Here is a 24,498-nt window from a genome sequence, read left to right on the forward strand (position 1 = left end):
GGCCGACCGTCTCACCGCACGTAGCGCACAGAGCGATGAATAGCACATCCTTCACCTGGGATATAAAGGAGCGGCGCCTACCTCAAGGCCCTCGTGCGGCCGGACGACCTTCTCGTCGCCAACGCGCGGTTCGAGTCCACGAACTGGAGCTCCATCGCAGTGGGGCCACCGCTGGGCGGGGCGGCGATCGGCCTGTTCGGGCCGGTCACCACGGTGGTGGCCGACGCGCTCAGCTACCTGCTCTCCGCGCTGGGCATCACCGCCATCCGCGGCCAGGAAGAAACGCCGCGAAGAACCGCAAAGAGCCCGGTCCGGGCAGGCGCACTGCTCGACGGCTGGCGACACATCATGGGCCACCCCGGTCTACGGCCGCTCTACCTCAACCAAATGCTCGTCGCCGGTCTGATCATGGCCACCGAGCCGCTGCTGGCCGGGCTCCTGCTTCGCCAACTCGGTTTCCCGCCTTGGCAGTACGCCCTCGCCTTCGCCGCACCCTGCCTCGGCGGACTCATCGGCTCGCGATTGGCCCGCCGTGTCGTGGCCCGCTTCGGCCGGCACCGGGTCTTCCGGACCGTCGGCACCCTGCGCGCCGTCTGGCTGATCGGCCTGGTCTTCGTTCATCCGGGCGTCGTCGGCCTCGTCACGGTAATGGCCAGGCGAGTTTCCAGCCCTTCTTCACCAACCGCTCGCGCACGCGCCGCTGTGCGTCACGTGCAGTGGCTTCGGGGACGCCGGGCACGCTCCAGCGGAGGCCGAAGCTACGGACGTCGTTACGTGCCTGACCGATGTGGGCAATGCTCCTCAGCCCTCGGTCCACGGTGTGACGCATGAGTAGCGGTACCCAGGTGACGTCGGGAGCACCTACGAAGTGGGGGCGCGACCACGCTACCGGTCACACGTGACTGCCCGTCACATGTGCTGCATCCACACGTTGGGCTCCACGTAGATGCCCTGATCGCTGTCCTTGTCGACATGGAGCAGGCTGAGCCCCTGCGGGATGACGTAATCGCCCGGCTCCGGGAAGGCCATTCCCGTCCACTGCTCCCATTCGGAGACCGTGCCGGTCATAGTCTGCGAGGCCGGGGCGGCGGCGATGATGCGCGCGCCGAGACGTTGGTGGGTACGGATCCAGGGGTCGAGCGAGGTACCGTCCGGGCGGGTCCATCCCATGAATGACTCGATAGGCGCCAGCGGATACTGCGACTTCAAGGTTGGGCGAACCGGGGCGAGCACCCGCGGCCAATTCTGCTCCACGGCGAGTCGCCGCAGCGCAGTGAGCGTCTCCCCGGCCAGGCCGCGGCCCTTGAGGGAGGGTGTGACCACGGCGCCGCAGATCACCAGGGTGTCGGGCTCGATGCCCTGCTCGCGGTTCTCGACGGCGCGAACAATGGCGTCCGTGTAGCCCGAGGGCAGCGTCTTCGCATTCCCGTCCCAGCGGATCGGTATCCCCCAGCCGGTGGCGACCGGCACGCCGCGCTCGTCGACGAGCATGAGGTTGAGCTCCATGAACCACTCCCGGACCCGGCCGATGTACTGCTTGGCCAGCCGGTCAGCGGTGATGAACTCTGGGAATCCCTCGCTGAACAGCTCTTCCAACTGCTCGTCGGGCCACTCGTGCGCGTCAAACAGCTCCGTGATCAACTTCATGGGCGGTTTGTAGCGCATCTCAGCTCACACTGGCTAGGCGGACCGGCACCGCGATGTGCTGTGCTGCGACGCTGCCTGACCGAGTGGGGCTGACTCAGTTCAGGACTGAAGGCGAGGACCCAGATCTTCTGAGTGGCATCACACGCGATCCTCCGCAGGCGGCTGGAGCCCGACCTGTGGGCTCTACCAGCGCCTCTCGTATCCGGCACTGCGTTTGCCGACCGCAGGTCCAGGGTGTGAGCTGGTGGGAGGTATGGCAATCACGGACTGGGTGGTGTCGGCCATGGGACGGCCCGCGTTGTTCGACGACACAATGCTTGAGGATCCCTACGCACGGTATGCGCTGCTGCGAGAGACAGATCCCGTGTACTACGCGAGTCAGGTCGGAGCGTGGATCGTCACTCGGCATGACGATGTCGAGCGGGTTCTCAAGGACCCGTCCTTCTCGTCAGTGATCACCTTCGAAGCCTCTGCGGCGACGCGCGACCCGCTACGGCACCTGTATGCCTTCGTCCACTCCAGCCTCGTCTTCTCCGACCCGCCCGATCACACCCGCCTGCGGCACCTGGTGAGCAGAGCCTTCACCCCAGCCAGTGTTGGCCGTCTGCGGCCTTGGATCGAGCAAACCGTGGATGAACTGCTCGACGGGGCCGAGCCCCGGGGCCGGATGGATTTCGTCGCCGATTTTGCCGCGCCCCTGCCCCTACGGGTCCTCGCAGGGGTGCTCGGCATGACGCTCGACCCGGTGGAGCAGCGGCGGCTGAAGGACGCGTGTGACAACTTCCTTCTGCCATTCGGACGCGACCCGGCAACCCTCGCGGACGACGAGACCGCACGGGCCGCGCGCGCCGGCGACGCGCTGGCCGGGGCTGTACGGGAGGCCCTCGATCAGGCGCAGGACCGTCCGGAGAGCCTGCTGTCCACCCTTGCCGGGGCCTCGGAGGACGGTGACCGGCTCAGCCGCGACGAACTCTTCGCGACCGTGGTGCTCTTCCTCATCGCCGGTCACGAAAACCTCACCAGCCTGCTGTCCAACGGACTGGTCGCCTTGCTGCGTCACCCCGGCCAGCTGCGGTCGCTGCGGGACGACCCCACGCTCTGGCCGGCGGCCGTGCGCGAGCTGCTTCGTCTGGTCGCGCCCAACCAGTTCATCCGCCGTTCCGCCACCATGGACTCGCGAATCGGTGACGTGAATGTGCGTAAGGGCGATGCCGTTGTCCTGGTGCTTGCGAGTGCCTGTCGTGATCCCTCCGTTTACCCCGACCCCGACCGGTTCGACATCAACCGCGAGAGAGAATGGCCGATTGCCCTCGGCCGCGGCATCCACTACTGCGTCGGTGGACCACTCGCCCAGATCGAGGCCGAAACCGCGTTCAGCCGCCTGTTCACCAGGCTGCCGACCATTCGCCTGGACACGGAACACATCGAGTACGCCAAGAACTTCAATGTCAGGCTCGTCGCACGGCTTCCTGTCACGTGGTGATGCAGCCTGTCAGCCGAAGAACCTGACCCGCCAGGCGGGGTGGCTGGCGTCGCCCGCCGGAGTCGACACTGCGAGGGTGACGACTCGCCAGCAAGTAGAGTGCAGGCTGCTTCATTCGAAGATCAGGGGGACTTGTGGCATTCCCGTTCGACCCGAAGGATCCGCTGCCCGTTCCGTTGTCCACGGACGCGGCGGCGGACGTGCTGGAACAGCGCCGGGCGCTGCTGCCCGAATGGATTGAAGCCAGTCGAGCCCTGCTCGTCCGGCTGGGCGAGCTGTCCCGATGGGACCCGCCCGAGATGCTTCTGGAATCGCCGAGCCACGGCCTCATGCACATGAGCACGATCAGCTCCTGTGGAGACCTCGCTCCGTTCGAGATGATCGGCTACAAGCCCTTCGACCTGTATCTGACCGTGTACTGCGCCGAGTACATGTTCAGCGACGTCGGCGGCACCTGGGTACTCGACGAGGACACCGGGTCGCCGACCTTGGGCCGTTTCCTCATCGGCGGTTACGACGGCGATGCGACGGTGGACGTGTATGAGGCCGTGACCGCGTTCCTGAAGGAACCCGAGGGCCGTCAGCTGAGCTCGCTCCTGGAAGCCCTGCAAGGGGCCATGGGCGCGCCTGTGGGCGTCCACGACACCTCATACCCATGAGGTGACCTTCCGGACGCGACCGGGAGAACGGTTGGGTAAGGCCGGTCTCCCGGGATCAACGTCGGCAAGTCGTTCCGCTGCTCCGGCGCGGTGAGCGGCAGAAGGTGATGGGTGGCTCCGGGGAGCAGTGCCACCTCGAACTGTGGTGGATCCGCGAGGCTGGTTCGGCACGTGGTCGAGTGCGGCATCAACGAGCGGTTGCGGCGTACTGGTTCGCCCACAACTCGAACACCCGTACTCGCCGACCGCAGGTCGGATTCACGGTCTCATGGACCGGATGCATCCCCAGCTTGGTCGTGATCCGTTCGGAGGCGGCGTTGCCCGCTTGAACGATGCTGACGATGCGCTCCAGTCCTCGCTCTTCGAACCCGAACCGTACTGCGGCAGTAGCGGCCTCGGTGGCCAAGCCCTGTCCCCAGTGGGAACGTCCCAGCCGCCAGCCGACCTCGACCGTCGGCAGCACCTCCGGCAAGTAGGTCGGCACCGAAAGGCCGGTGAACCCGGCCAGCTCACCAGTGGACCGGATCTCCACCGCGAACAGACCGAAGGTCTTTGATTCCCACTCCCCCTCCCATGCCTGGATCCCGTCGCGCGTCTGCCGCTCGTCACGGACGCTGCCGTCACGGATCCACCGCATGACCTCGGGGTCGGCATTGATGCCGGCCATGGGCGCAACGTCATCCTCGCGCCAGCGACGTAGGATCAATCGAGGAGTCTCCAGTGTGACCATCCAATTATTTTGGATCACGTCACCGGGCAGGGCCGGCTGGGGTGCAAACCGGGGTGAGCACTCGCCGTACAGCGGTCCCCTTCAAGGGCGGCTTCCGTCGGCCGTACGGGATGAAGGGTCAGTGGGGGAATGCCCGCGGCGGTCGCTGACGGGGCAGCGTGGTGCGGAACTCCTCGATCACGGAACTCACCTGGCGCATCAGAGAAGTCCGTTCCAGCAGACCGAGGTAGAGATTGCGGCGGGCCAGTCCGGGCAGGTCCACACAGAAGTACAGTGCCATCAGCGGGTTGACGAACAGCTCACCGTCCTTGGTTCTTTCCGTGAACCGGACGTCGCCGAAGTCACCACGCACGGCGGCGGCGACGGATCCGTTCACGATGCTCGGGTGGCTCGCGGTGTGGCGCTGGGCGTGCGCCACCGCGTCGAGATACAACGCGCCCTCCCGCGCCGCCCCGAGCAGCGAGAAAGCGCCGAGATAGGCGCCGTCCCGGTCCAGGGCGGCCAGGTTCTCCAGCACGAGCGAGTGGTTCACACCGTGATACGCGTCCACTCCGAAGCCGAGGCAGGCCACCAGCCGATGCGGGACCTCGTCGAGCCCGCCCACGGCGGCCAGGCTGGCCATGTCCTCCTCCGGGGTGCCGAGGCCGTGTTCGTCGCCGCGCATCAGGATGTCGGTCCCGCCGTCCACCAACACGACCGCGTCGACACCGCCGAGATGCGTGATCAACTTCCGGTAAGCCGCCCGCAGCGGACCGACCCCGATGCTCGGGAAGGCGTACACGGTCGAGGGCAGATCCTGCGTCACGAGCCACTGAGCGAGGGTCCGTTCAGGGAAGTAGTCGCCGCGCAGGGGTGTGTCGGGTCCGACGGCCGCGACGTCCTGGTCCACCCAGACATCGAGGTCCAGGCCGTACAGGTCGGCGAAGGACAGGTTGGCGAGGTGCACCTCCTTGCCCGCCGACCACAGCGCGAGCGCGAGCGGCAGACCCGCGTATACGTCGAAACCGCCACCCGCACCGGCGATGAGCACCCGTCGCGCGTCGCGCAGGCGGGTGAAGAAAGCGGGCTCCCCCAGAGAGATCACCGCAGGACGGTAGCAGGAGGGCGAGCCGGCACCCAGCCCGAATTCACCCTGCAGCACCTGCGGCCTGACGCTCACATCGGCGTCTGACTTCTCGTCACAGGCTCAGGGAAGCGGAGTCGCTGGGGCTGAAGGTGCGGCGGTAGGTGGCGGGTGAGACGCCGAAGGTCGCTCTCATGTGGGCGCGCAGGGAGTTCGCGGAGCCGAAGCCGGAGCGGTGGGCGACCAGGTCGATCGACAGGTCGGTGGTCTCCAGCAACTGCTTGGCCAGTTCCAGGCGTTGCGCGGTGAGCCACTGCACGGGGGTCATGCCGACCTCGTCCCGGAATCGGCGGGTGAAGGAGCGCAGGCTCATCCGGGCGTGTTCGGCGAGGCGGTTCAGGGAGAGGGGTTCGCCGAGGTGCTCCAGGGCCCAGGCGCGGGTGGCGGTGGTGGTGGCGACGGTGGGTTCGGGGACCGGGCGGTCGATGTACTGAGCCTGCCCGCCGTCCCGCCAGGGCGGTACGACGCACATGCGGGCGGCGCGGTTGGCGGCGGCGGCGCCGTGGTCGCGTCGGATCATGTGCAGGCACAGGTCGACGCCGGCGGCGACGCCCGCGGAGGTCAGGACGTCGCCGTCGTCCATGAAGAGGACCTCCTCGTCGACCTTGACGCGGGGGTAGGCGCGGCGGAACTCGGGGGCGAGGTTCCAGTGGGTGGTGGCGGGCCGGCCGTCGAGGAGTCCGGCGGCGGCCAGGACGTAGGAGCCGGTGCAGATGGACACCAGGCGGGTGCCGGGCCGGATGCCGGCGATGGCCGCGGTGACCTCGGGCGGCAGTGGGCCGCCGCGGCCCAGCTCGGGCATGGCGTGCGTGGGCGGGACGATCACGGTGTCGGCGGCGGCCAGGGCCTCGGGGCCGGCCGCGGGCTGCACGGTGAACCCGGCGTCGCTGAGCACCGGGGCGCCGTCGGCGGTGCAGACGGTGACCTCGTACAGCGGGCTTCCGTCGGTGGCCAGGACGGCGCCGAAGACGCGGGAGGGGATGCCGAGCTCGAAGGGCGGGACGCCGGGCAGGGCGAGGACGGCGATGCGGTGCGGTCCTGGTGCCGCGCCGGCGCGGACGAGGTGGTGGTCGGTGGGCGGCCACTGCTTCTCGCTCATGGCCAGATCCTGTCACATAGTGGCCAAACGGCCAACACCGTGAGGGGGGCGGGTGCCGGATCGTGGACTGCGTCGCGCCGGGAACGGTCCGGGCGGCCACCTTCGATCGAGATGAATGAGTGAGGCGGACAGCATGCGTGCAGTGGTCGTGGAGCAGTGGGGCGGTCCGGAAGTGCTCGTCGAGCGCGAGGTCGCCCGGCCCGAGCCGGGGCTGAACGAGGTCCTGGTCCGGGTCCACGCGGCCGGAGTCAACCCGGTGGACTTCAAGACCCGGGCCAGTGGCGCTCTGATCGAGTGGGGCGAGATCCCGGCGGTCGGCTGGGACGTCTCCGGCACCGTCGAGGCCGTCGGGCCGGGCGTGGGGATGTTTCGCCCCGGGGACGAGGTGTACGGCATGCCGATGTTCCCGCGGCAGGCCGGCGCCTACGCCGAGTACGTCGTCGCCCCGGCCCGTCACCTCGCGCCCAAGCCGGCGAACCTCACCCACGTCGAGGCGGCGGCGCTGCCGCTGGCCGCGCTGACCGCCTGGCAGGCCCTGGTGGACACCGCCGGTGTGCGCGCCGGTGAGCGGGTGCTGGTGCACGCGGCGGCCGGCGGGGTCGGCCATCTGGCCGTGCAGATCGCCAAGGCTCGTGGCGCCTACGTCATCGGCACGGCCAGCGCCGGCAAGCACGACCTGCTGCGGGAGCTCGGTGCGGACGAGGTGATCGACTACCGCACGGTCCGCTTCGAGGACGTGGTCGAGGACGTGGACGTGGTGCTGGACGGGCTCGGCGGTGAGAACGCCGAGCGCTCCGTGACGGTGCTGCGGGCGGGTGGTCGGCTGGTCACCCTGCCCGGACCGGACGACGTCCCTGCCGACCTCCCCGATCACGTGCGGGCGATCTGGATGCTGGTCGAGCCCGACCACCTGGGCCTGCGCGAGATCGCCGCCCTGGTGGAGAAGGGCGCACTCAAGCCCGTCGTGGAGACCGTCGTACCGCTGGCCGAGGCCGCGAAGGCGCACGCGATCGGCGAGCAGGGCCGCACCACCGGGAAGATCGTCCTCAGCGTGGACTGACCGCATCCCGCCGGACAGTGGTCAAGAGTGGCCACTCGAGCATGTCGGAGCCCTGGGCGCATCGGCCCAGGGCTCCGGGCGAGTGAGGTCAGTTGGCTGCGGCGGAGGGACGGGACGCGGTCTGCGATGAGACCGGGAGGGCCCGATTCTCCGTCAGGAGGTCTTCGCTGCCGGGCCGGTCATCTCACTGCGAGGGGCGAGTGCCTTCCAGAAGGCGTAGTGGTGGTCGGCCGCGAAGTCGGTCTGGCCGGTGCGGCCGGAGGCGAGCCGCTGCACGTACGGGCTACTGGTCGTGAAGCGCTTCCAACGTGGCGTTCCGTGCCCGTTCACGTGCCCGGTGCTCGCGAACCGGCTCCAGTAGGCGATCACCGTGTCCGACAGGCCGGCTTGCTCGGCGTCGAGTGGCTCGAACAGGTCGTTCTCGAAGAGGTAGGCCAGGTCGATCATGTGGCCGCTGCCGAGCGGGAAGCTCTTCGGCCGCGGCACGTTCTTGAAGTAGGGGGCGTCGGCTTCGGCGAAGTCGTAGGCATAGACGGGGGTGTGGCGGGCCAGCGCGCGCTGGGTGTCGAGTGCCGCGGTCGACCACTCGGAGTCGGTCAGTACGGCCGACAACGCGGCCCCGGGCGCCGGGTGGTTCGCGACCGGGTACTCGGCCAGGACCGCGGGAGCGTCCTTCCCGAACTCCTCGGTGACCTTCTCGGCGTACCCCTCGGCGGTCAGCGGCTCCCCCGTCATGATTTCGTCGAGTCCGGCCAGTCCGCTCATCTCGTCGTGAGTGGAGCCGTGCAGTACTGGCACACGGGCGAACCGGCCGGCGGCGATCGCCCGCGACGGGGCTTCGGGCAACAGCGTGCCGTCCACCACTGGCCGGTAGCCTTCGTGCCCTGAGGCGGACGCCTTGATGAGCTCGGCGGTGGATCTGCGCCGCAGGCAGGAGTCCGCGGTGCGGGGCTCGTCGCAGCCCGCGGATTCGGCGACGGCGCGGCCGTTGGTCTCCGCCTGTGCGCGGGTGACCGAGCCGTCCGGTCCGACGCAGCCCGCACTCTGCACGATCGCCTTGCTGAAGAGCCCGCGGGCTCGGGGCGAGACCAGCTGGGCGCAGACGCTGTAGCCGCCGCCCGACTGCCCCATGATCGTGACGTTCCGGGGGTCGCCGCCGAAGGTTCCGGCGTTGCGGTTGACCCATTTCAGTGCGGCCTGCTGGTCGAGAAGGCCCAGGTTGGCGGGTGCGCGCAGGCCGGGTGCGGAGAGGAAGCCGAACGCTCCGAGCCGGTAGTTGATGGTCACGACCATCGCTCCCTGCCGCGCTGCGGCCAGCTTGGCCGCGCGGTAGGTGGCGCCGTCGCCGTAGGTGAAGCTGCCGCCGTGGATCCAGACGATGACCGGCAGCCTTTCCGTCGTCCGCCTGGCCGGAGTCGTGACGTTCAGGTAGAGGCAGTCCTCGCTGCCGCCGTCCTCGATCGAGATGGGCTGGTCGGTGGGCTGCGCGCAGGCGCTTTTCGGGGCGCGGGCGTCCAGCGGCGACGACCAACGGCGGACCGGCTGAGGCTCCTTCCACCTGCGATCGCCGGTGGGCGAGGCCGCGTAAGGAATGCCCTGGAAGGTGCGGACTGCGCCGGCGGGCGTGCCCTGGACCGGGCCCTCGGCCGTCATCACCCGGAGGGGGACGTCTTGGGTGCTGGGGTGTGCGGAGAGTGAGCCGGCCGTGATCAGCGTGGCGGCGAGTGTGGCGGAGACTGTGGCCGCGGCAAGGACCGCTGTGCGGGGTTTCGTGGTGCTCATCTGGGCTCCCGGGCTCGGTGTGGTCTTCGGCGCTCGGAACGGTAGCCAGGATTTGGGCAAACGCGCAAGACGTTTGCCTAAGGCGGATGCATAAGGCGTTTGCCTGAGGCGAGCGCCTGGTGCAAACGCGCAGGTGGTTGCTATGGTCCGCGTCATGGGAAACCGGGAGAAGCTGCTGGAGGCCGCCAGGCAGTGCCTCTTCAGCAAGGGCTACGAGCGCACGACGGTCCGCGACCTCGCCTCCGCGGCGGGTGTGAGCATGGCGGCGATCGGCTATCACTTCGGCTCGAAGGAGGCGCTGCTCAACCAGGCGCTCTTCGAGGCTCTCGACTCGGGGGGCCAGGCCTTCGGGCCGGCGGCGGGCGACGACGACCTCGGCGCGCTGTGGCGTCGCCTGATCGAGGCGTTCTCAGCCAACAAGACCTTCTGGATCGCCAATCTGGAGACCGTGCTGCGCGCACAGCGCGATCCGGAACTGCGGGAGCAGATGGCCGCCGGACTGCAACAGGGACGCAGCGGCATGGCGCGAGAGGTCACCGGAACCGCCGAGGCCGAGCTGTCCGACGCGACGATCCGCAGCCTCGGCTCGGTGCAGCTCGCCCTCGTCAGCGGCCTGATGATGCAACATCTCACCGACCCCGAGTCCGCGCCCACCGCCGACGAGGTCCTGACGGGTCTGCGGGCGCTGGCCGCCCACCTGCCCGAGGAGGCGTGAGACCGCTCCCCCGAGGGCCGGGGCGATGGGCCGACCACTGCTAAGCCGGGGGCCCAACTCGCGGAAGCCGCCCCCCTTTACACGTCTTGTATCGAGTGTTTGACACAAGATGCCGACCAGGGCATCTTGTACCCATCACTTGACACAAGAGGATCCGGGGGGATCTCCATATGCTCGACACCGTCCCGCTCCGGTCCCGTTTCCTCGACCACGCCGACCACTACGCCCGCTGGTCCGGTCTGGCCATCGGCATCGTGGCGGCACAGCAGTTGGTCACGATGGAGAGCGGCGACATCACGATGCCCCTCGTGTTCGCCATCACCGCTTTCGGCCTGTGCGCGGTGGGCGGTGTCCTGTTCGGCGACGCCCTGACCCTGCGCACCCAGGAAACCGTACGCTCCGCGAGTCTCACCCCGCGCCTGGTCCGCGACCAGGTTCCGCCCCGCATGGCGCCGTTGCTCCTTGTGCAGGCGGCATCCCTCGTCACCCTGCTGGTGATCGGAGCGGTCACCGCCTCCTCCGAGCCCGACCGGATCGGCAGAGCGGGGCGTGTCATCACCGTCACCTGCGAAGGGCTGCGCACCTCCCTCGGTCCGTGGCCCGGTCTGTACTACAGCGGCCCGATGTTCGCCGCCCTCGCGGTCGGAACCCCCATCTGCGCCTGGGCCCTGCGCCGCATCGCCCACGGCCCGGGCGACGACCAGCAGCGCCGAGACCGCGCGTGGGCGATCACCGGAGCCTGGGGGCTGCTGGTGTCCAGCCAGGTGCTGCTCGTCGTGGTGATGATCTTCGTCGCGCTCACGGAGAATGCCTGCGCCGGTCCCCTGGGCGCCGCCACCCTCGTGGTCACCTTCCCCCTGGGCCTGCTGAGCCTGTTCTCCTTCGGATGGTCCCTGGTCACCGTGGTGGCACCCCGGGCGGTCGACGACGAGGCAGCGGGCGAGGGGGGTTTCGCCGGTGAGTGACCCTGCCGTACACGTCGACACCACCAGCCAAGTACCGCCGTACGAGCAGATCCGTGCACAGCTGGCCGCCCTGATCCGGACCGGCCGGCTGGCCGAGGGCGAGCGGCTGCCGACCGTACGTCAGCTCGCCGCCGACCTCGGTCTGGCGCCGGGCACCGTGGCTCGCGCCTACCGCGAGCTGGAGGGCGCCGAACTGATCCGTACCCGTCGTGGCGCGGGCACCCGGGTCGCGGCGCTCCCGTCCGCGCCGTACGCGCACGATGCCGGCCACCTCACCACTCTGGCCCGGGACTTCACCTCCGCCGCCCGAGCGCTGGGCGCCGACACGGACGACATCCTGGCCGCCGTGCGCGACGCCCTGGACCCGGGGCCCGCCCCCGCTTCGGCCACCGCCGACAGCGGAAGAGGCGGCCCCGAGACGGTCGAGGCGTCGGCACACGTCACAGGCTTGAGCAGCAAACGTTAGTAACTGGCCGTCGTCGAACGGCTCTAGGAACGGGTTGCGGTCGCGCAGTCGTTGTCCGTGGGCGTCGTGCCGTCGCTCGTGTCGATCGGCTTGCTGCGGTCGTACGGATCGACCCGAGTGGGGTCGGCGGGCTGCTCGTCGGCCGTGCCGAAGGGCGGCACGAAGTAGCCGGTCGGGGCCGAGCAGCCGCCGTTGGTCATGTCGAGCGTGTACGAGACGAGGGACATGGTGCCCGGTTCGGTGATGACCTTGGCGGGGTCGTCCCAGCTCATCACCACCTCGCGCCGCACGATCGTACGGACGACCTCGGCGTCCCGCCCGCTGTCGCCGGCCGGGGTCACGGGATACACGAAGGTGACGTCCGCCGTCACCTCGACCGCCCCCCGTTTCCCCTCCTGATACATGAGCCGGCCGCGCGTCTTGACCACGTCACCGACCAGCCGGGTCTGCCCGGGCCGGAAGCGGCTGAACAGCAGCAGCGGGTCCGTCTCCGGAGTGGGCGCCGTCGACGAGAGGGCGGTGCGGAGATAGTCCTGGACGTCCTGCTGGTGCGGGTTCAACAGGGCGATCGCCTTCGTGGGCCGCTCGCCACGCAGCACACGGGAGTCGAGCCCGGCGGCCACCAGGAAGTCCCGGCTCTGGCGCAGCGCCCGCTCGACCTGAGCAGTGTCCATCCAGCCGGTCGCCTTCGCCGGCGGCACCGTGATGCCTGCCGCTCCGTCCGCCCAACGGGCCGCAGGTGAACCCCGGAAGGGTTCGGCGAGGGTAGGGCGCCCACTCGGCCCGGCTCCGGGCGCCTCCCGCGGACGTTGCGACTCGGCGGCCAACGGCCCCCCGTCCTGCCCGGCGTCATCACCACCGAACCAGCCGACGACCTGCTGCGGGAGCAGCGCCACGGCCAGGAGGGCCACTGCGGCCACCAGCCCGGTCACGTACCAGCCGGTCCTGCGCCGGGGCCGGGCCGGTGAGCACGTACGCCAGCCCTCCGGCTGCCCGGAGCGCTCCCGCAGCCGCCGCCCCACCTCACGAGCACGCGCCGACGGCTCCACCGGGGCCCCGGCCGCGCCCTTCACCGATTCGCTGAGGAACCGCTCCCACTCCTCGTCGGGCACCGACGACCCGTCCTGCCCCCCAGACCCGCTCACACCGACTCCGTCCTCGCCTGATTTGCCCGATGCCCGATGGCACGCGGGCCCTTTCGCTCGACCCTCTGATCAATGACATGCACTGTCGATCGAGAACAGTCCGCATGATCGCATGCGCTTGCTGCCGCCTGCCGGGCGGTGGGGGAAGTCAGGGTCGGCGGGCCGTCCGCTACTGACCGGCGCCCAGAAGTGGTTCGCAGTCCGGCGCGCAGTGGTGGTTCGCTGCCGCCGATGTCAGGCCTTCCGGATCCGGTCGGCGATCTCCGGCCTCGCCGCGAACCCGGCCGCCCTGTATGTGGCGACGCCGCCGACGTTGGAGCTCGGCGTGCACACGCGCACGCTCGACGAGCCCAACTCCCGCAGTGCGGCGGCCCCGGCGACGGTGATCGCCCGGCCATGGCCGCGCCCGCGGTGGTCCGCGTGGACGCCCATCGGCTCGACCAGTCCCGGCTTCCCAGGGCCGGCCGACCAGACCGTCACCACCGCCGTGGCGTTGCCCTGGTCGTCGTAGGCACCCAGGCATCGGGAGTCGGCGTAGAACGGTGCCGCGGACATCTTGTGCCGGTATTCACGCGTGGGCTTCGTGGTGTCGAACGCGGACCGCAGGACGTCCGCGAAGTCCTGTGCCTGCTCCGGGCCGATCTCCTTGATCCGCACGCCGGGGTCCTCCACCGCCTCGGCGAGGTCGCGGAAGAGCGGCGTCCACGGCTCGTCGACGCCCCAGCCCTCCTCGGTCAACAGGTCGTGGAGCAGCACACCTTGCGGCGCCTCGACGGACACCGCTCCTTGCGGCAGCACACCGCGCTCGGGCAGCGAGAAGTCCTCGACGAGCCGCCGCGCCAAGTCCTCGTCCTGTAACGCGTCGGGAGCGACCGTCATTCGCACGAGCGTCGGCGAATCCAGCATTCCGACGGCGAGGATCCGTCCGTCCCGGCTCCAGGTCCGCATCGCCGCGGCCGTCTCGGCCGTCCCGAACCGGTGGTTCCAGCCGATGTCCCCGGGATGCAGCTGCATCGGTGCTTCGTCGTGCTGCCACTCCCGCAGCACCGCAGTGGCCTGGTGCACTCCGTCGGCCGTCGGCGTCCTCAGCTCGATCGTCATGGACGGGATCCGACACTCCGGTGTCGGCGGCGTGCAACCGATTAACCGACCGAACGCTTCCAGGTGGTCGGCCGCTCCCCCGGCACTGCGGCGCGACAGCTTGCAGCGCTACCCGCTCGCGCCCCACGAGGCCGACGCACTGCTCGGCCGATGTGCATGTCGCGATATAGCGCTAGTCTTCTGGTCGCGCCGCCGGTTGCGTCGCGCCGAGACGTTCGACAGGAGCAGGACGGAAGCATGTCGGGAGAGAATTCACCCACCGGGAAGCCCTCCGGATCCGGCTCGTCGCCCGAGCTTCGGGCCTCTCATGCGGACCGGGACCGGGTGGTGGATGTGCTGCGGATCGCCGCGGGGGACGGCCTGCTGACTGCGGACGAGTTGGACGGACGCCTGGAAGCCGCCCTGTCGGCGCGGACTCTGAGCGAACTCGCCGTGCTCACCGCTGACCTGCCGCCCGTATCGGCTACCGGTGCCATGTCTGAGGCAGAGGTCAAGGACGTGGTCCGGATCGAGCAGGTCCACAGCAGCCCTGTCGAGCGGCTGGGGCGCTGGGTGGTGCCGCGAAGGATGGAGCTCGCGGTGTACTGGTGCGAGGTGACGCTCGACTTCACCGAGGCCGTGATCACGCAGGACACGTTGCGGATCGATGTGGACATGGCCGGGAAGACCCTGACGCTGGTCACGCGGCCGGGCGTCGTGGTCGATACCGATGGTCTGCAGCTCGTGCACAGCAAGGTCAAGTACCGTCAGGATCCGACTCGTTCCGCTGCCTCGGTCACTCTGCGAGTGGAGCTCGTCGGTCAGAAGGCCCATGGCCGCGTGGTGGTGCGGCCTCCGCGTCGGACGTTCGGGGAGTGGCTGCTGCGCAGGCCCAAGTCGCTTCCTGCGGGCGATTGACATCAGTACCCCCTGCTGACGCGTCGTGCAAGGTCACGAAAGCGCCTACGAGGTCGCCGTCACGGGCACGTCCGGTTCCGACGGCGGTCTGGGGCCCGCCGCTCGCGGCAGGCTCAGCACCATCGTGAGGCCGCCGCCCGGAGTGTCCTCGGCTTGCAAGGTGCCGCCGATGGCCTCGGCGAAGCCGCGGGCGACCGCCAGGCCCAACCCCACTCCGGCACCGCGCGGGGCGTCGCCGTAGCGCTGGAAGGGTTCGAAGATGCGGTCCTTGGCCTCGTCGGGGACACCGGGGCCGCGGTCGACGACACGTACCTCGACCCGGTTCGCGATGGCGCTCGCCGAGACCAGGACCGGGGTGTTGGTGGGGCTGTACTTCACCGCGTTCTCGACGATGTTGGCGACGGAGCGTTCCATGAGGCCGCGGTCCACGGCGACCATCGGCAGCGTTTCCGGGATGTCCAGATCGACGCTGCCCTCGGGGACGCCGCCGAGGGCCATCGGGATCACCTCGTCGACGTCGGTCTCGCGGATGATCGGCGTGACGGTGCCGGTCTGGAGGCGGGACATGTCGAGGAGGTTGCCCACGAGGAGGTCGAGGCGGTCGGCGCCCTCCTCGATGGCTGCCAGCAGCTCCGCCTGGTCCTCCTCGGACCATTGGACGTCGTCGGAACGCAGGGAGGTGACCGAGGCCTTGATGCCGGCGAGGGGGGTGCGCAGGTCGTGGCTGACGGCGGCGAGCAGGGCGGTGCGGATGCGGTTGCCTTCGGCGAGCTCCTTGGCCTGGTCGGCCTCCTGCTGGAGACGCCGGCGGTCCAGGACCACGGCGGCCTGTGCGGCGAAGGCGGCGAGGACCCGGCGGTCCTCGGCCGGCGGTACCCGTCCGGTCAGCGCCAGGGCCATGTGGTCGCCGACCGGCACGTCGACGTCCGCCTCCTCAGGGGTGGCACATGGCCGGGGTCCCACGCTCCCGGCGCACGTCCAGGGCGCCACGTCGTTTGCCCGCTCCAGCAGCGCCGCCGATTCCATGCCGAAGGTCTCTCGGACCCGTTCCAGCAGTTCCTCCAGGCTGGTCTCGCCGCGCAGGACGTTGCCGGCCAGGAAGGAGAGGATCTCCGACTCCGCTCTCAGGCGGGCGGCCTGATGGGTGCGGCGGACGGCGAGGTCGACGACGGAGGCGACGGACACCGCCACCCCGACGAAGATCGCGATGGCGACGATGTTCTTGGGGTCGGCGATGGTGAGGGTGCGGACCGGCGGGGTGAAGTACCAGTTCAGGAGCAGCGATCCGGCCGCCGCCGACGCCAGCGCCGGAAGTAGTCCGCCCAGCAGCGCCGCCGCCACCGTGGCCGTCAGGAAGAGCAGCATGTCGTTGGCGAGTCCCACGTCCGGGAAGACTCCGCCGAGCAGCCAGGTCAGCAGCACGGGGCCGCCCACACCGACCAGCCAGCCCCAGATCAGCCGGGACCGGCCGAGGCGGGCGCCCCGGTTGACCGGGAGTCCGCGGCCCTTGCCCGCCTCGTCGTGGGTGATCAGGTGGACGTCGAGGTCGGGTCCGGAGTCGCGGGCGACCGTGGCGCCTACGCCCGGTCCGAAGACGTACTGCCAGCTCTTGCGGCGGGAGACGCCCAGGACGATCTGGGTGGCGTTGACTCCGCGGGAGAAGTCCAGCAGCGCGTCCGGTATGTCCTCGCCGACGACGTGGTGGAAGGTGCCTCCGAGGTCCTCGACGAGCGTGCGCTGGACGGCGAGTTCCTTCGGGGAGGCCGCGGTGAGGCCGTCGCTGCGGGATATGTACACGGCGTGCACCTCACCGCCGGCACCCTTCTCCGCGAGCCGCGCGGCGCGGCGGATCAGCGTCCGGCCCTCCGGCCCGCCGGTCAGCCCTACGACGATCCGCTCCCTCGACCCCCAGATCGTCGACACCCGGTGTTCGCTGCGGTACTCGGTCAGATAGGCGTCCACCCGGTCGGCCACCCACAGCAGCGCGAGCTCGCGCAGGGCGGTGAGGTTGCCGGGGCGGAAGTAGTTCGACAGGGCGGCGTCGACCTTGTCGGGCTTGTAGATGTTGCCGTGTGCCATCCGTCGGCGCAGCGCCTGCGGTGACATGTCGACCAGCTCGATCTGGTCGGCCCGCCGTACGACCTCGTCGGGGACGGTCTCCCGCTGCCGTACGCCCGTGATGGACTCCACGACATCGCCGAGGGACTCCAGGTGCTGGATGTTCACCGTGGAGATGACGTCGATCCCGGCGGCCAGCAGTTCCTCGACGTCCTGCCAGCGCTTGGCGTTGCGGGAGCCGGGGACGTTGGTGTGGGCGAGTTCGTCCACGAGTGCCACGTCGGGTCGGCGGGCGAGGACGGCGTCCACGTCCATCTCGGTGAATGTGGTGTCCCGGTAGTCCAGCTCCCGTCGCCGTACCTGTTCCAGCCCGTGCAGCATCACCTCGGTGCGCGGCCGGTGATGGTGCTCCACGATGGCGACCACGCAGTCGGTGCCCCGCTCCACACGGCGGTGCGCCTCGGACAGCATGGCGTAGGTCTTGCCGACGCCGGGGGCCGCGCCGAGGTAGATCCGGAGCTTGCCGCGTGCCATGTCGTCCCTCGGTCAGCCTTCGAAGCGGTAGCCCATGCCGGGCTCGGTGATGAGATAGCGGGGGTGGGCGGCATCGGTCTCCAGCTTGCGCCGCAGCTGCGCCATATAGACCCGCAGGTAGTTGGTCTTACTGCTGTGGGACACCCCCCCAGACCTCCTGGAGCAGGTGCTTCTGCGTGATCAGCCGTCCCGGGCTGGTGACCAGGATCTCCAGCAGATGCCACTCGGTGGGCGTCAGGCGGATGTCGTGCCCGCCCCTGTTCACCTTCTTGGCGAGCAGGTCGATGGTGAAATCGGCCGTCTCGACGAGCGTCGTCCCGGGTGCGTGCGAGGCGTCCTCGGTGCGGCGGACGGCGGCCCGCAGCCGGGCGAGCAGTTCGTTCATGCTGAAGGGTTTGGTGATGTAGTCGTCGGCTCCGGCGTCGAGCGCGGCGACCTTCTCCTCGGACGCCCGGCGGGCGGAGAGGACGAGGACCGGTACCCGCGTCCAGGACCGCAGGGCCTTGATGACGTCGACGCCGTCCATGTCGGGCAGTCCCAGGTCGAGCAGGACCACGTCGGGCCGGCGGGTGGCGGCCAGGCGCAGGGCGGTGGCACCGTCCGGGGCCGCGTCGACGCCGTAGTGGCGCGCCTGAAGACTGATGACGAGGGCCCGTACGAGCTGCGGATCGTCCTCCACCACCAGCACCCGAGTCATGGGTGTACGCCTTTCCTGTCCTACGTCGGGCTTGTGCACCGCGAGCGGTGCAACCGGTCTCCTCCCTAAGGGAGTTGACGGTCGGGTATCTCTCCCGGACCGCCAACTCCCCTGTGTGTCGCGTAACGCCATCAGCTCTTGGCCAGGAGGTCCTTGAGCGCGATGTTGAGCTCCAGGACGTTCACCCGGGGCTCGCCTATGAAGCCCAGAGTGCGTCCCTCGGTGTGGTCGTCGACGAGCTTCTGCACCTGGGCGACCGGCAGGCCGTTCTTCTCGGCGATCCGGTGGACCTGGATGTCCGCGTACTGCGGGGAGATGTCCGGGTCCAGGCCCGAGCCGGACGACGTCACGGCGTCGGCGGGCACTTCGGCCTGCTCGACCTTGTGGTCGGCTGTCGAGTTGTCCTTGACGACGGCGGCCTTGGCGTCCTTCACCCACTGGATGAGCTCGTCGTCGTCGCCGGACCGGTTGGTCGCGCCGGACAGGATGAGCTTGTACTGGGTGTTGACGCTGTTGGTGCCGAGGCCGTTCTGCGGGCGGCCCTGGAACCACTTCAGGTCGGGCGCCGGGGTCTCCTCGCCGTTCTTCAGCGGCAGGTTGTAGGACTGCCCGATCAGGGACGAGCCGACGACCTTGCCGGTGTGGTCCTTGACCTGGGAGCCGTTCGCCGTGCTGTTGAACAGCCCCTGCGCGATGCCGGTGACGACCAGCGGGTAGATGACGCCGGTGACCAGGGTGAGCACGAGGAGAGCACGCAGGCCCGCCCCGAGCAACCGGGCAGTGTTCGTAACGGAGTTGTTCATGTCCTTCATCCGATCCCGGGGATCAGCGAGATGAGCAGGTCGATGAGCTTGATGCCGATGAAGGGCGCGATCAGGCCGCCGAGACCGTAGACGGTCAGGTTGCGGCGCAGCATCTTGTCCGCGCTGACCGGCCGGTACTGCACGCCCTTCAGAGACAGCGGGACCAGCGCGATGATGACCAAGGCGTTGAAGATCACCGCGGACAGGATCGCGGAGTCCGGCGAGGACAGGCCCATGACGTTGAGCTTGTCCAGGCCCGGGTAGACCACCGCGAACAGCGCCGGGATGATCGCGAAGTACTTCGCGACGTCGTTGGCGATGGAGAACGTGGTCAAGGCGCCCCGGGTGATGAGGAGTTGCTTGCCGATCTCGACGATCTCGATGAGCTTGGTCGGGTTGGAGTCGAGGTCGACCATGTTGCCGGCCTCCTTGGCGGCCGACGTGCCCGTGTTCATGGCCACGCCGACATCCGCCTGGGCGAGCGCCGGCGCGTCGTTCGTGCCGTCTCCGGTCATCGCGACCAGCTTGCCGCCCGCCTGCTCCCGTTTGATGAGGGCCATCTTGTCCTCGGGAGTCGCCTCGGCGAGGAAGTCGTCCACGCCCGCCTCCTCGGCGATCGCCTTGGCGGTGAGCGGGTTGTCGCCCGTGATCATGACGGTCTTGATGCCCATGCGGCGCAGTTCCTCGAACCGCTCCCGCATGCCGTCCTTGACGACGTCCTTCAGGTGGATGACGCCCAGAACGCGGGCTCCCCGGTCGTCCTCCACGGCGACCAGCAGCGGGGTGCCACCGGCCTCGGAGATGCGGTTGGCGACCGTGTCCGCGTCGTCGGCGACGGAACCGCCGCGCTCCTGCACCCAGGCCATCACCGAACCCGCGGCGCCCTTGCGGACCTTGCGGGACACACCGTCCTCGGTGAGGTCGACGCCGGACATCCGGGTCTGTGCCGTGAAGGTGATCCACTCGGCGCCGGCCAGCTCGCCCTGGTGACGCTCGCGCAGGCCGTACCTCTCCTTCGCCAGTACGACGACGGAGCGGCCCTCGGGCGTCTCGTCGGCCAGCGACGACAGCTGGGCCGCGTCGGCGACCTCGGCCTCGGTGACACCCGTGACGGGGACGAACTCGGCGGCCTGACGGTTGCCGAGGGTGATGGTGCCGGTCTTGTCGAGCAGCAGGGTGGAGACATCGCCGGCGGCCTCGACCGCACGGCCGGACATGGCCAGGACGTTGCGCTGGACCAGGCGGTCCATGCCGGCGATGCCGATCGCGGAGAGCAGGGCGCCGATGGTCGTGGGAATCAGGCAGACCAGCAGGGCGACCAGCACGACCATCGTCAGGTGCGTGCCCGCGTAGTCCGCCAGCGGCGGCAGCGTGGCGCAGGCGAGCAGGAAGACGATCGTCAGCGAGGCGAGCAGGATGTTGAGCGCGATCTCGTTCGGCGTCTTCTGCCGGGCCGCGCCCTCGACCAGGTTGATCATCCGGTCGATGAAGGTCTCGCCGGGCTTCGTCGTGATCTTGATGACGATCCGGTCGGAGAGGACCTTCGTACCGCCGGTGACGGCAGACCGGTCACCTCCGGACTCACGGATGACGGGCGCCGACTCACCGGTGATCGCCGACTCGTCGACGGAGGCGACGCCCTCGACGACGTCGCCGTCGCCGGGGATGATGTCGCCGGCCTCGCAGACCACCAGGTCGCCGATCTTCAGCGCGGTGCCCGGAACCCGCTCTTCACCGGACCCGCCGAGCCGACGAGCCACCGTGTCGGTCTTGGCCTTGCGCAGGGTGTCGGCCTGCGCCTTGCCGCGGCCCTCGGCGACCGCCTCCGCGAGATTCGCGAAGATCACGGTCAGCCACAGCCAGGCGCTGATGGTCCAGCCGAACCAGTCGCCCGGGTCCTTGAAGGAGAAGAGCGTGGTCAGCACCGACCCCACCAGGACCACGAACATCACGGGGGACTTGATCATCACCCGTGGGTCGAGCTTGCGGAAGGCGTCCGGCAGCGACTTGACCAGTTGCTTCGGGTCGAACAGGCCGGCACCCACGCGGCCCTCGGCGGGCTTGTGCCCGGTGGGTACGTCGCTGTGCGGCGCCCGGGTCGGAGTGGCTGTGGACATCGAGTCCTCTTGGTTCTCAATACGGGTCGTCATGACGCCAGCCCCTCGGCCAGCGGGCCCAGCGCGAGCGCCGGGAAGTACGTCAGACCGGTGATGATGATGATCGTGCCGACCAGCAGACCCGTGTACAGGGGCTTGTCGGTGCGCAGCGTGCCCGCAGTCTCCGGCACCGGCTTCTGCTCCGCGAGCGAACCGGCCAGCGCCAGCACGAACACCATCGGCAGGAAACGGCCGAACAGCATGCACAGGCCCAGCGTCGAGTTGAACCACTGCGTGTCCGCGTTCAGACCGGCGAAGGCCGAGCCGTTGTTGTTCGAGGCGGACGTATAGGCGTAGAGGATCTCGGAGAACCCGTGCGCCCCGCTGTTGGTCATCGAGTTGCCCGGGGTCGGCAGCGCCATCGCCGCGGCGGTGAAGACGAGCACCAGCGCCGGGGTGATGAGCATGTAGCAGGCCGCCAGCTTGATCTCACGGGAGCCGATCTTCTTGCCCAGGTACTCGGGCGTACGGCCGACCATCAGACCCGCGATGAACACCGCGATGATCGCCATGATCAGCATGCCGTAGAGGCCGGAGCCGACACCGCCGGGCGCGATCTCGCCCAGCATCATGCCGAGCATGGTGATGCCGCCGCCGAGTCCGGTGAAGGAGGAGTGAAAGGAGTCCACCGCGCCGGTCGAGGTGAGCGTGGTCGACACCGCGAAGATCGACGAGGCGCCCACGCCGAAGCGGACCTCCTTGCCCTCGTACGCGCCACCGGCGATGTCGAACGCCGGGCCGTGGTGGGAGAACTCGGTCCACATCATCAGGGCGACGAATCCGACCCAGATGGTCGCCATCGTGGCCAGGATCGCGTAGCCCTGCTTCACCGAACCGACCATGACCCCGAACGTCCGCGTCAGCGCGAACGGGATGACGAGGATCAGGAAGATCTCGAAGAGGTTCGTGAACGGGGTGGGGTTCTCGAAGGGGTGGGCGCTGTTGGCGTTGAAGTAGCCGCCGCCATTGGTGCCCAGCTCCTTGATCGCCTCCTGCGAGGCGACCGCGCCGCCGTTCCACTGCTGCTGCCCGCCCATGAACTGGCCGACCTCGTGGATGCCGGAGAAGTTCTGGATGGCACCGCAGGCGACCAGCACGACCGCGGCGAGCGCGGCGATCGGCACCAGGATGCGGACGGTGCCGCGCACCAGGTCGGCCCAGAAGTTGCCCAGCTCACCGGTGCGCGAGCGGGCGAAGCCGCGCACGAGTGCCACGGCGACGGCGATACCGACAGCGGCGGAGACGAAGTTCTGCACGGCCAGACCGGCGGTCTGCACGACGTGGCCCATGGCCTGCTCGCCGTAGTAGGACTGCCAGTTGGTGTTGGTGACGAAGGACACGGCGGTGTTGAACGCCTGGTCCGGGTCGATGGACGCGAAGCCCAGCGAACCGGGAAGCACACCCTGGAGCCTCTGCAGCAGGTACAGGAACAGGACACCGACGGCCGAGAACGCGAGGACGCCGCGCAGGTACGCGGGCCAGCGCATCTGGGTGTCGGGGTCGGCACCGATGCCCTTGTAGATCCACTTCTCGACGCGCCAGTGCTTGTCGGAGGAGTAGACCTTGGCCATGTAGGTGCCGAGGGGCTTGTAGGCGAGCGCCAGCGCCGCTATCAGGGCGAGCAGCTGGAGCACGCCCGCGAGTACGGGACCCATCTCTTGTCTCAGAACCTCTCCGGGAAGATCAGGGCGAGGACGAGATAGCCCAGCAGGGCGACGGCCACGACCAGGCCGACGATGTTCTCGACGGTCACAGCTTCGTCACCCCCTTGGCGACGAAGGCCACCCATGCGAACGCGGCGATCGTGGTGACGACGAAGGCCAGATCGGCCATCGCGGACTCCTGGAGTGAGGTTCGGAAAGTACGGACGCTTAGAGGAAAGCGCCTCTCTGGCTGGATCCGGTCGTCGTTGACGGCTCCCTTACGGCGGCACCCGCGGCTTTGACGGGACTTTTACGGCCCCTGTTACGGCCCCTGTCCCTGAGCGGTGCTCGAGTGCCGCAGATGCCGCTGGTGACGCTGGAGACGCTCGCCGACGGCGTAGGAGGGGCCGATGCGCGACTGGTACAGGGGTTCCGCGTGCAAAGGATCCGGAAGGCTCCGGTGGTAGCGGGCCGACCGTTTGCTGAGCTGTTTCAAAGAAACAGAAAGGGAGATCCGGCTTGTAAGGAACAAAGGGGGCGGTCAGGAGGTCGGCCGATGTCAACCGGGACACTTCTGGCGATCATCATCCCCATCGCGGCGGTGATCATCGTCGTAGCCTTGGCAACCTTGCTGATGATGCGCCGCCGAAAGCTGCGCGAGCGCTTCGGTCCGGAGTACGAACGCACGATTGAGGATGCCGACAGCCGCACGGCCGGCGAGCGAGAGCTCAGGGCCCGTGAGAAGCGGCACGACTCACTGGAGATCAAGCCGCTGGACAGCGAGGTCAGGGATCGATACACCCGGGAGTGGACCAGCGTGCAGGAAGAGTTCGTGGACCAGCCTGAGGAGGCGGTGCACGACGCCGACCAGCTGGTGACCTCCTTGATGCACGAACGTGGCTATCCGACCCAGGACTTCGACCAACAGCTCAAGGACCTGTCGGTCCAGCACAGCCGCACACTCGAACACTATCGGGCCGCCCACGATGTCGACGTGCTCAGCCGCCGGCACGAGGCGACCACCGAACAATTGCGGGGGGCCATGGTCCACTACCGGGCCCTGTTCGACGATCTACTCACCGACGGCGGCGAACCTCGCCGCGCCGCACCGGCCTGAACCGCTCAACCGGCCGGGCCGCCGCCCAGACCCGGTGCCTCAGGCCTTCCGGGAGCGGAGGAGACATGCAACAGAAGCACACACCGGATGCCGCCACCGCGAGTGGCCTGTCCACGGACGACCTTGCACAGCCTCGCGACAGGTCCACTCACGAGGAGGCCGCGGGAACGCCTGCCGACGTGCCGACGTTCCCCGGGGAAAGCACTGCCACGCCGATCAAGCGCACGGGTGACGAGGCCACGGGAGCCGACGCCGGCGCTCGTGAGGAGGAGGTGGCGGCAGCCGACGATCAGGTCACCCGACGCCAGGACGGGGCCCATTCCGAGGAAGAGGCACCCCAGCTGCTCACCCCGGAAGACGAAGAGGGTTTCCGCACGCGCTGGCACGACATACAGAACACGTTCGTGGACGATCCTCGCGATGCCGTGCACAACGCCGACGCACTCGTCGCCGACGTGATGCAGAGACTGGCCACGACATTCGCCGACCACAAGCAGGAACTGGAAGGACAGTGGAACCGAGGTGAAGAGGCGAACACCGAGGACCTGCGCCAGGCCCTGCGCCACTACCGCTCGTTCTTCAACCGCCTACTGGTGACCTGACGGCCCCACCCCGAAC

Annotated in this window: 20 protein-coding genes and 3 pseudogenes; 10 read left to right on the plus strand and 13 right to left on the minus strand. The window is 69.1% G+C overall.

Going from position 1 to position 24,498, the window contains the following annotated elements:
• Positions 1 to 69: 69 nt before the first annotated feature.
• Positions 70 to 654, plus strand: a pseudogene (locus ACHBTE_RS33970) (MFS transporter); the annotation flags it as partial.
• Between the two features lie 255 nt (positions 655 to 909).
• Here ACHBTE_RS33970 and ACHBTE_RS33975 read toward each other — a convergent pair.
• Complete coding sequence (locus tag ACHBTE_RS33975) at positions 910 to 1,647, minus strand: hypothetical protein (protein WP_394729273.1); 738 nt, start codon at positions 1,645 to 1,647, stop codon at positions 910 to 912.
• Positions 1,648 to 1,900: 253 nt separating this feature from the next.
• Between ACHBTE_RS33975 and ACHBTE_RS33980 the strand changes: the two genes are divergently transcribed.
• On the plus strand, positions 1,901 to 3,130 hold the full coding sequence (locus ACHBTE_RS33980) for a cytochrome P450 (protein WP_394729275.1): 1,230 nt from the start codon (positions 1,901 to 1,903) through the stop codon (positions 3,128 to 3,130).
• A 134-nt stretch (positions 3,131 to 3,264) separates the two neighbouring features.
• A complete protein-coding gene (locus tag ACHBTE_RS33985; protein WP_394729277.1) occupies positions 3,265 to 3,789 on the plus strand; it encodes a hypothetical protein in 525 nt (174 codons plus the stop codon).
• A 187-nt stretch (positions 3,790 to 3,976) separates the two neighbouring features.
• Here the strand turns inward: ACHBTE_RS33985 and ACHBTE_RS33990 are convergent, their stop codons facing one another.
• From ACHBTE_RS33990 to ACHBTE_RS34000, 3 genes are all read right to left on the minus strand, one after another.
• A complete protein-coding gene (locus ACHBTE_RS33990) occupies positions 3,977 to 4,519 on the minus strand; it encodes a GNAT family N-acetyltransferase (RefSeq protein WP_394729279.1) in 543 nt (180 codons plus the stop codon).
• A gap of 118 nt (positions 4,520 to 4,637) precedes the next feature.
• The gene (locus tag ACHBTE_RS33995) at positions 4,638 to 5,603 is read right to left on the minus strand and encodes a DUF1152 domain-containing protein (RefSeq protein WP_394729281.1); all 966 of its coding nucleotides are present in this window, start codon (positions 5,601 to 5,603) and stop codon (positions 4,638 to 4,640) included.
• A gap of 94 nt (positions 5,604 to 5,697) precedes the next feature.
• Positions 5,698 to 6,741 (minus strand): GlxA family transcriptional regulator, encoded by a 1,044-nt coding sequence (locus ACHBTE_RS34000; protein ID WP_394729283.1) that lies wholly within the window; start codon positions 6,739 to 6,741, stop codon positions 5,698 to 5,700.
• Positions 6,742 to 6,874: 133 nt separating this feature from the next.
• Here ACHBTE_RS34000 and ACHBTE_RS34005 point away from each other — a divergent pair, with 133 nt between their 5' ends.
• A complete protein-coding gene (locus ACHBTE_RS34005) occupies positions 6,875 to 7,801 on the plus strand; it encodes an NADP-dependent oxidoreductase (RefSeq protein ID WP_394729285.1) in 927 nt (308 codons plus the stop codon).
• Positions 7,802 to 7,954: 153 nt separating this feature from the next.
• Here the strand turns inward: ACHBTE_RS34005 and ACHBTE_RS34010 are convergent, their stop codons facing one another.
• Entirely contained in the window at positions 7,955 to 9,583 is a 1,629-nt protein-coding gene (locus ACHBTE_RS34010) for a carboxylesterase/lipase family protein (protein ID WP_394729287.1), read from the minus strand.
• A gap of 154 nt (positions 9,584 to 9,737) precedes the next feature.
• Between ACHBTE_RS34010 and ACHBTE_RS34015 the strand changes: the two genes are divergently transcribed.
• From ACHBTE_RS34015 to ACHBTE_RS34025, 3 genes and pseudogenes are all read left to right on the plus strand, one after another.
• On the plus strand, positions 9,738 to 10,298 hold the full coding sequence (locus ACHBTE_RS34015; protein WP_394729289.1) for a TetR/AcrR family transcriptional regulator: 561 nt from the start codon (positions 9,738 to 9,740) through the stop codon (positions 10,296 to 10,298).
• Positions 10,299 to 10,468: 170 nt separating this feature from the next.
• On the plus strand, positions 10,469 to 11,263 hold the full coding sequence (locus tag ACHBTE_RS34020) for a hypothetical protein (protein ID WP_394729291.1): 795 nt from the start codon (positions 10,469 to 10,471) through the stop codon (positions 11,261 to 11,263).
• Positions 11,256 to 11,630: pseudogene (locus tag ACHBTE_RS34025) on the plus strand (GntR family transcriptional regulator); the annotation flags it as partial. The gene ACHBTE_RS34020 and the pseudogene ACHBTE_RS34025, both read left to right, overlap by 8 nt.
• Before the next feature lie 122 nt (positions 11,631 to 11,752).
• On the opposite strand, the gene ACHBTE_RS34030 reads toward ACHBTE_RS34025, so the two are convergent.
• Positions 11,753 to 12,841, minus strand: coding sequence for a hypothetical protein (locus tag ACHBTE_RS34030; RefSeq protein ID WP_394729330.1), 1,089 nt, complete (start codon positions 12,839 to 12,841; stop codon positions 11,753 to 11,755).
• 267 nt (positions 12,842 to 13,108) lie between these two features.
• On the minus strand, positions 13,109 to 13,975 hold the full coding sequence (locus ACHBTE_RS34035; protein WP_394729293.1) for a GNAT family N-acetyltransferase: 867 nt from the start codon (positions 13,973 to 13,975) through the stop codon (positions 13,109 to 13,111).
• 237 nt (positions 13,976 to 14,212) lie between these two features.
• On the opposite strand from ACHBTE_RS34035, the gene ACHBTE_RS34040 reads away from it, so the two are divergent.
• On the plus strand, positions 14,213 to 14,872 hold the full coding sequence (locus ACHBTE_RS34040) for a DUF1707 domain-containing protein (protein WP_394729332.1): 660 nt from the start codon (positions 14,213 to 14,215) through the stop codon (positions 14,870 to 14,872).
• A gap of 45 nt (positions 14,873 to 14,917) precedes the next feature.
• Here ACHBTE_RS34040 and ACHBTE_RS34045 read toward each other — a convergent pair whose 3' ends face one another.
• The 6 genes and pseudogenes from ACHBTE_RS34045 to kdpF all read right to left on the minus strand — a co-directional run bounded on the left by ACHBTE_RS34045 (position 14,918) and on the right by kdpF (position 22,873).
• Positions 14,918 to 17,464 carry a DUF4118 domain-containing protein gene (locus ACHBTE_RS34045; RefSeq protein ID WP_394729295.1) on the minus strand — a complete coding sequence of 849 codons (2,547 nt, stop codon included), beginning with the start codon at positions 17,462 to 17,464 and terminating at the stop codon, positions 14,918 to 14,920.
• Between the two features lie 12 nt (positions 17,465 to 17,476).
• Positions 17,477 to 18,161 (minus strand): annotated as a pseudogene (locus ACHBTE_RS34050) (response regulator).
• Between the two features lie 131 nt (positions 18,162 to 18,292).
• A complete protein-coding gene (locus ACHBTE_RS34055; RefSeq protein WP_394729297.1) occupies positions 18,293 to 18,964 on the minus strand; it encodes a potassium-transporting ATPase subunit C in 672 nt (223 codons plus the stop codon).
• 5 nt (positions 18,965 to 18,969) lie between these two features.
• The gene (gene kdpB / locus ACHBTE_RS34060) at positions 18,970 to 21,114 is read right to left on the minus strand and encodes a potassium-transporting ATPase subunit KdpB (RefSeq protein ID WP_394729299.1); all 2,145 of its coding nucleotides are present in this window, start codon (positions 21,112 to 21,114) and stop codon (positions 18,970 to 18,972) included.
• Complete coding sequence (gene kdpA, locus ACHBTE_RS34065) at positions 21,111 to 22,775, minus strand: potassium-transporting ATPase subunit KdpA (RefSeq protein WP_394729301.1); 1,665 nt, start codon at positions 22,773 to 22,775, stop codon at positions 21,111 to 21,113. The genes kdpB and kdpA overlap by 4 nt, the downstream gene beginning before the upstream one ends.
• A gap of 8 nt (positions 22,776 to 22,783) precedes the next feature.
• Positions 22,784 to 22,873 (minus strand): K(+)-transporting ATPase subunit F, encoded by a 90-nt coding sequence (gene kdpF / locus ACHBTE_RS34070; protein WP_067057375.1) that lies wholly within the window; start codon positions 22,871 to 22,873, stop codon positions 22,784 to 22,786.
• 446 nt (positions 22,874 to 23,319) lie between these two features.
• Between kdpF and ACHBTE_RS34075 the strand changes: the two genes are divergently transcribed.
• Together ACHBTE_RS34075 and ACHBTE_RS34080 are read left to right on the plus strand one after the other, a co-directional pair.
• Positions 23,320 to 23,880 carry a hypothetical protein gene (locus tag ACHBTE_RS34075; protein ID WP_394729304.1) on the plus strand — a complete coding sequence of 187 codons (561 nt, stop codon included), beginning with the start codon at positions 23,320 to 23,322 and terminating at the stop codon, positions 23,878 to 23,880.
• A gap of 179 nt (positions 23,881 to 24,059) precedes the next feature.
• On the plus strand, positions 24,060 to 24,482 hold the full coding sequence (locus ACHBTE_RS34080) for a hypothetical protein (RefSeq protein WP_394729306.1): 423 nt from the start codon (positions 24,060 to 24,062) through the stop codon (positions 24,480 to 24,482).
• Positions 24,483 to 24,498 lie beyond the last annotated feature (16 nt).

It is taken from the genome of Streptomyces sp. M41 (assembly GCF_043673425.1).
Taxonomy (GTDB): Bacteria; Actinomycetota; Actinomycetes; order Streptomycetales; family Streptomycetaceae; genus Streptomyces.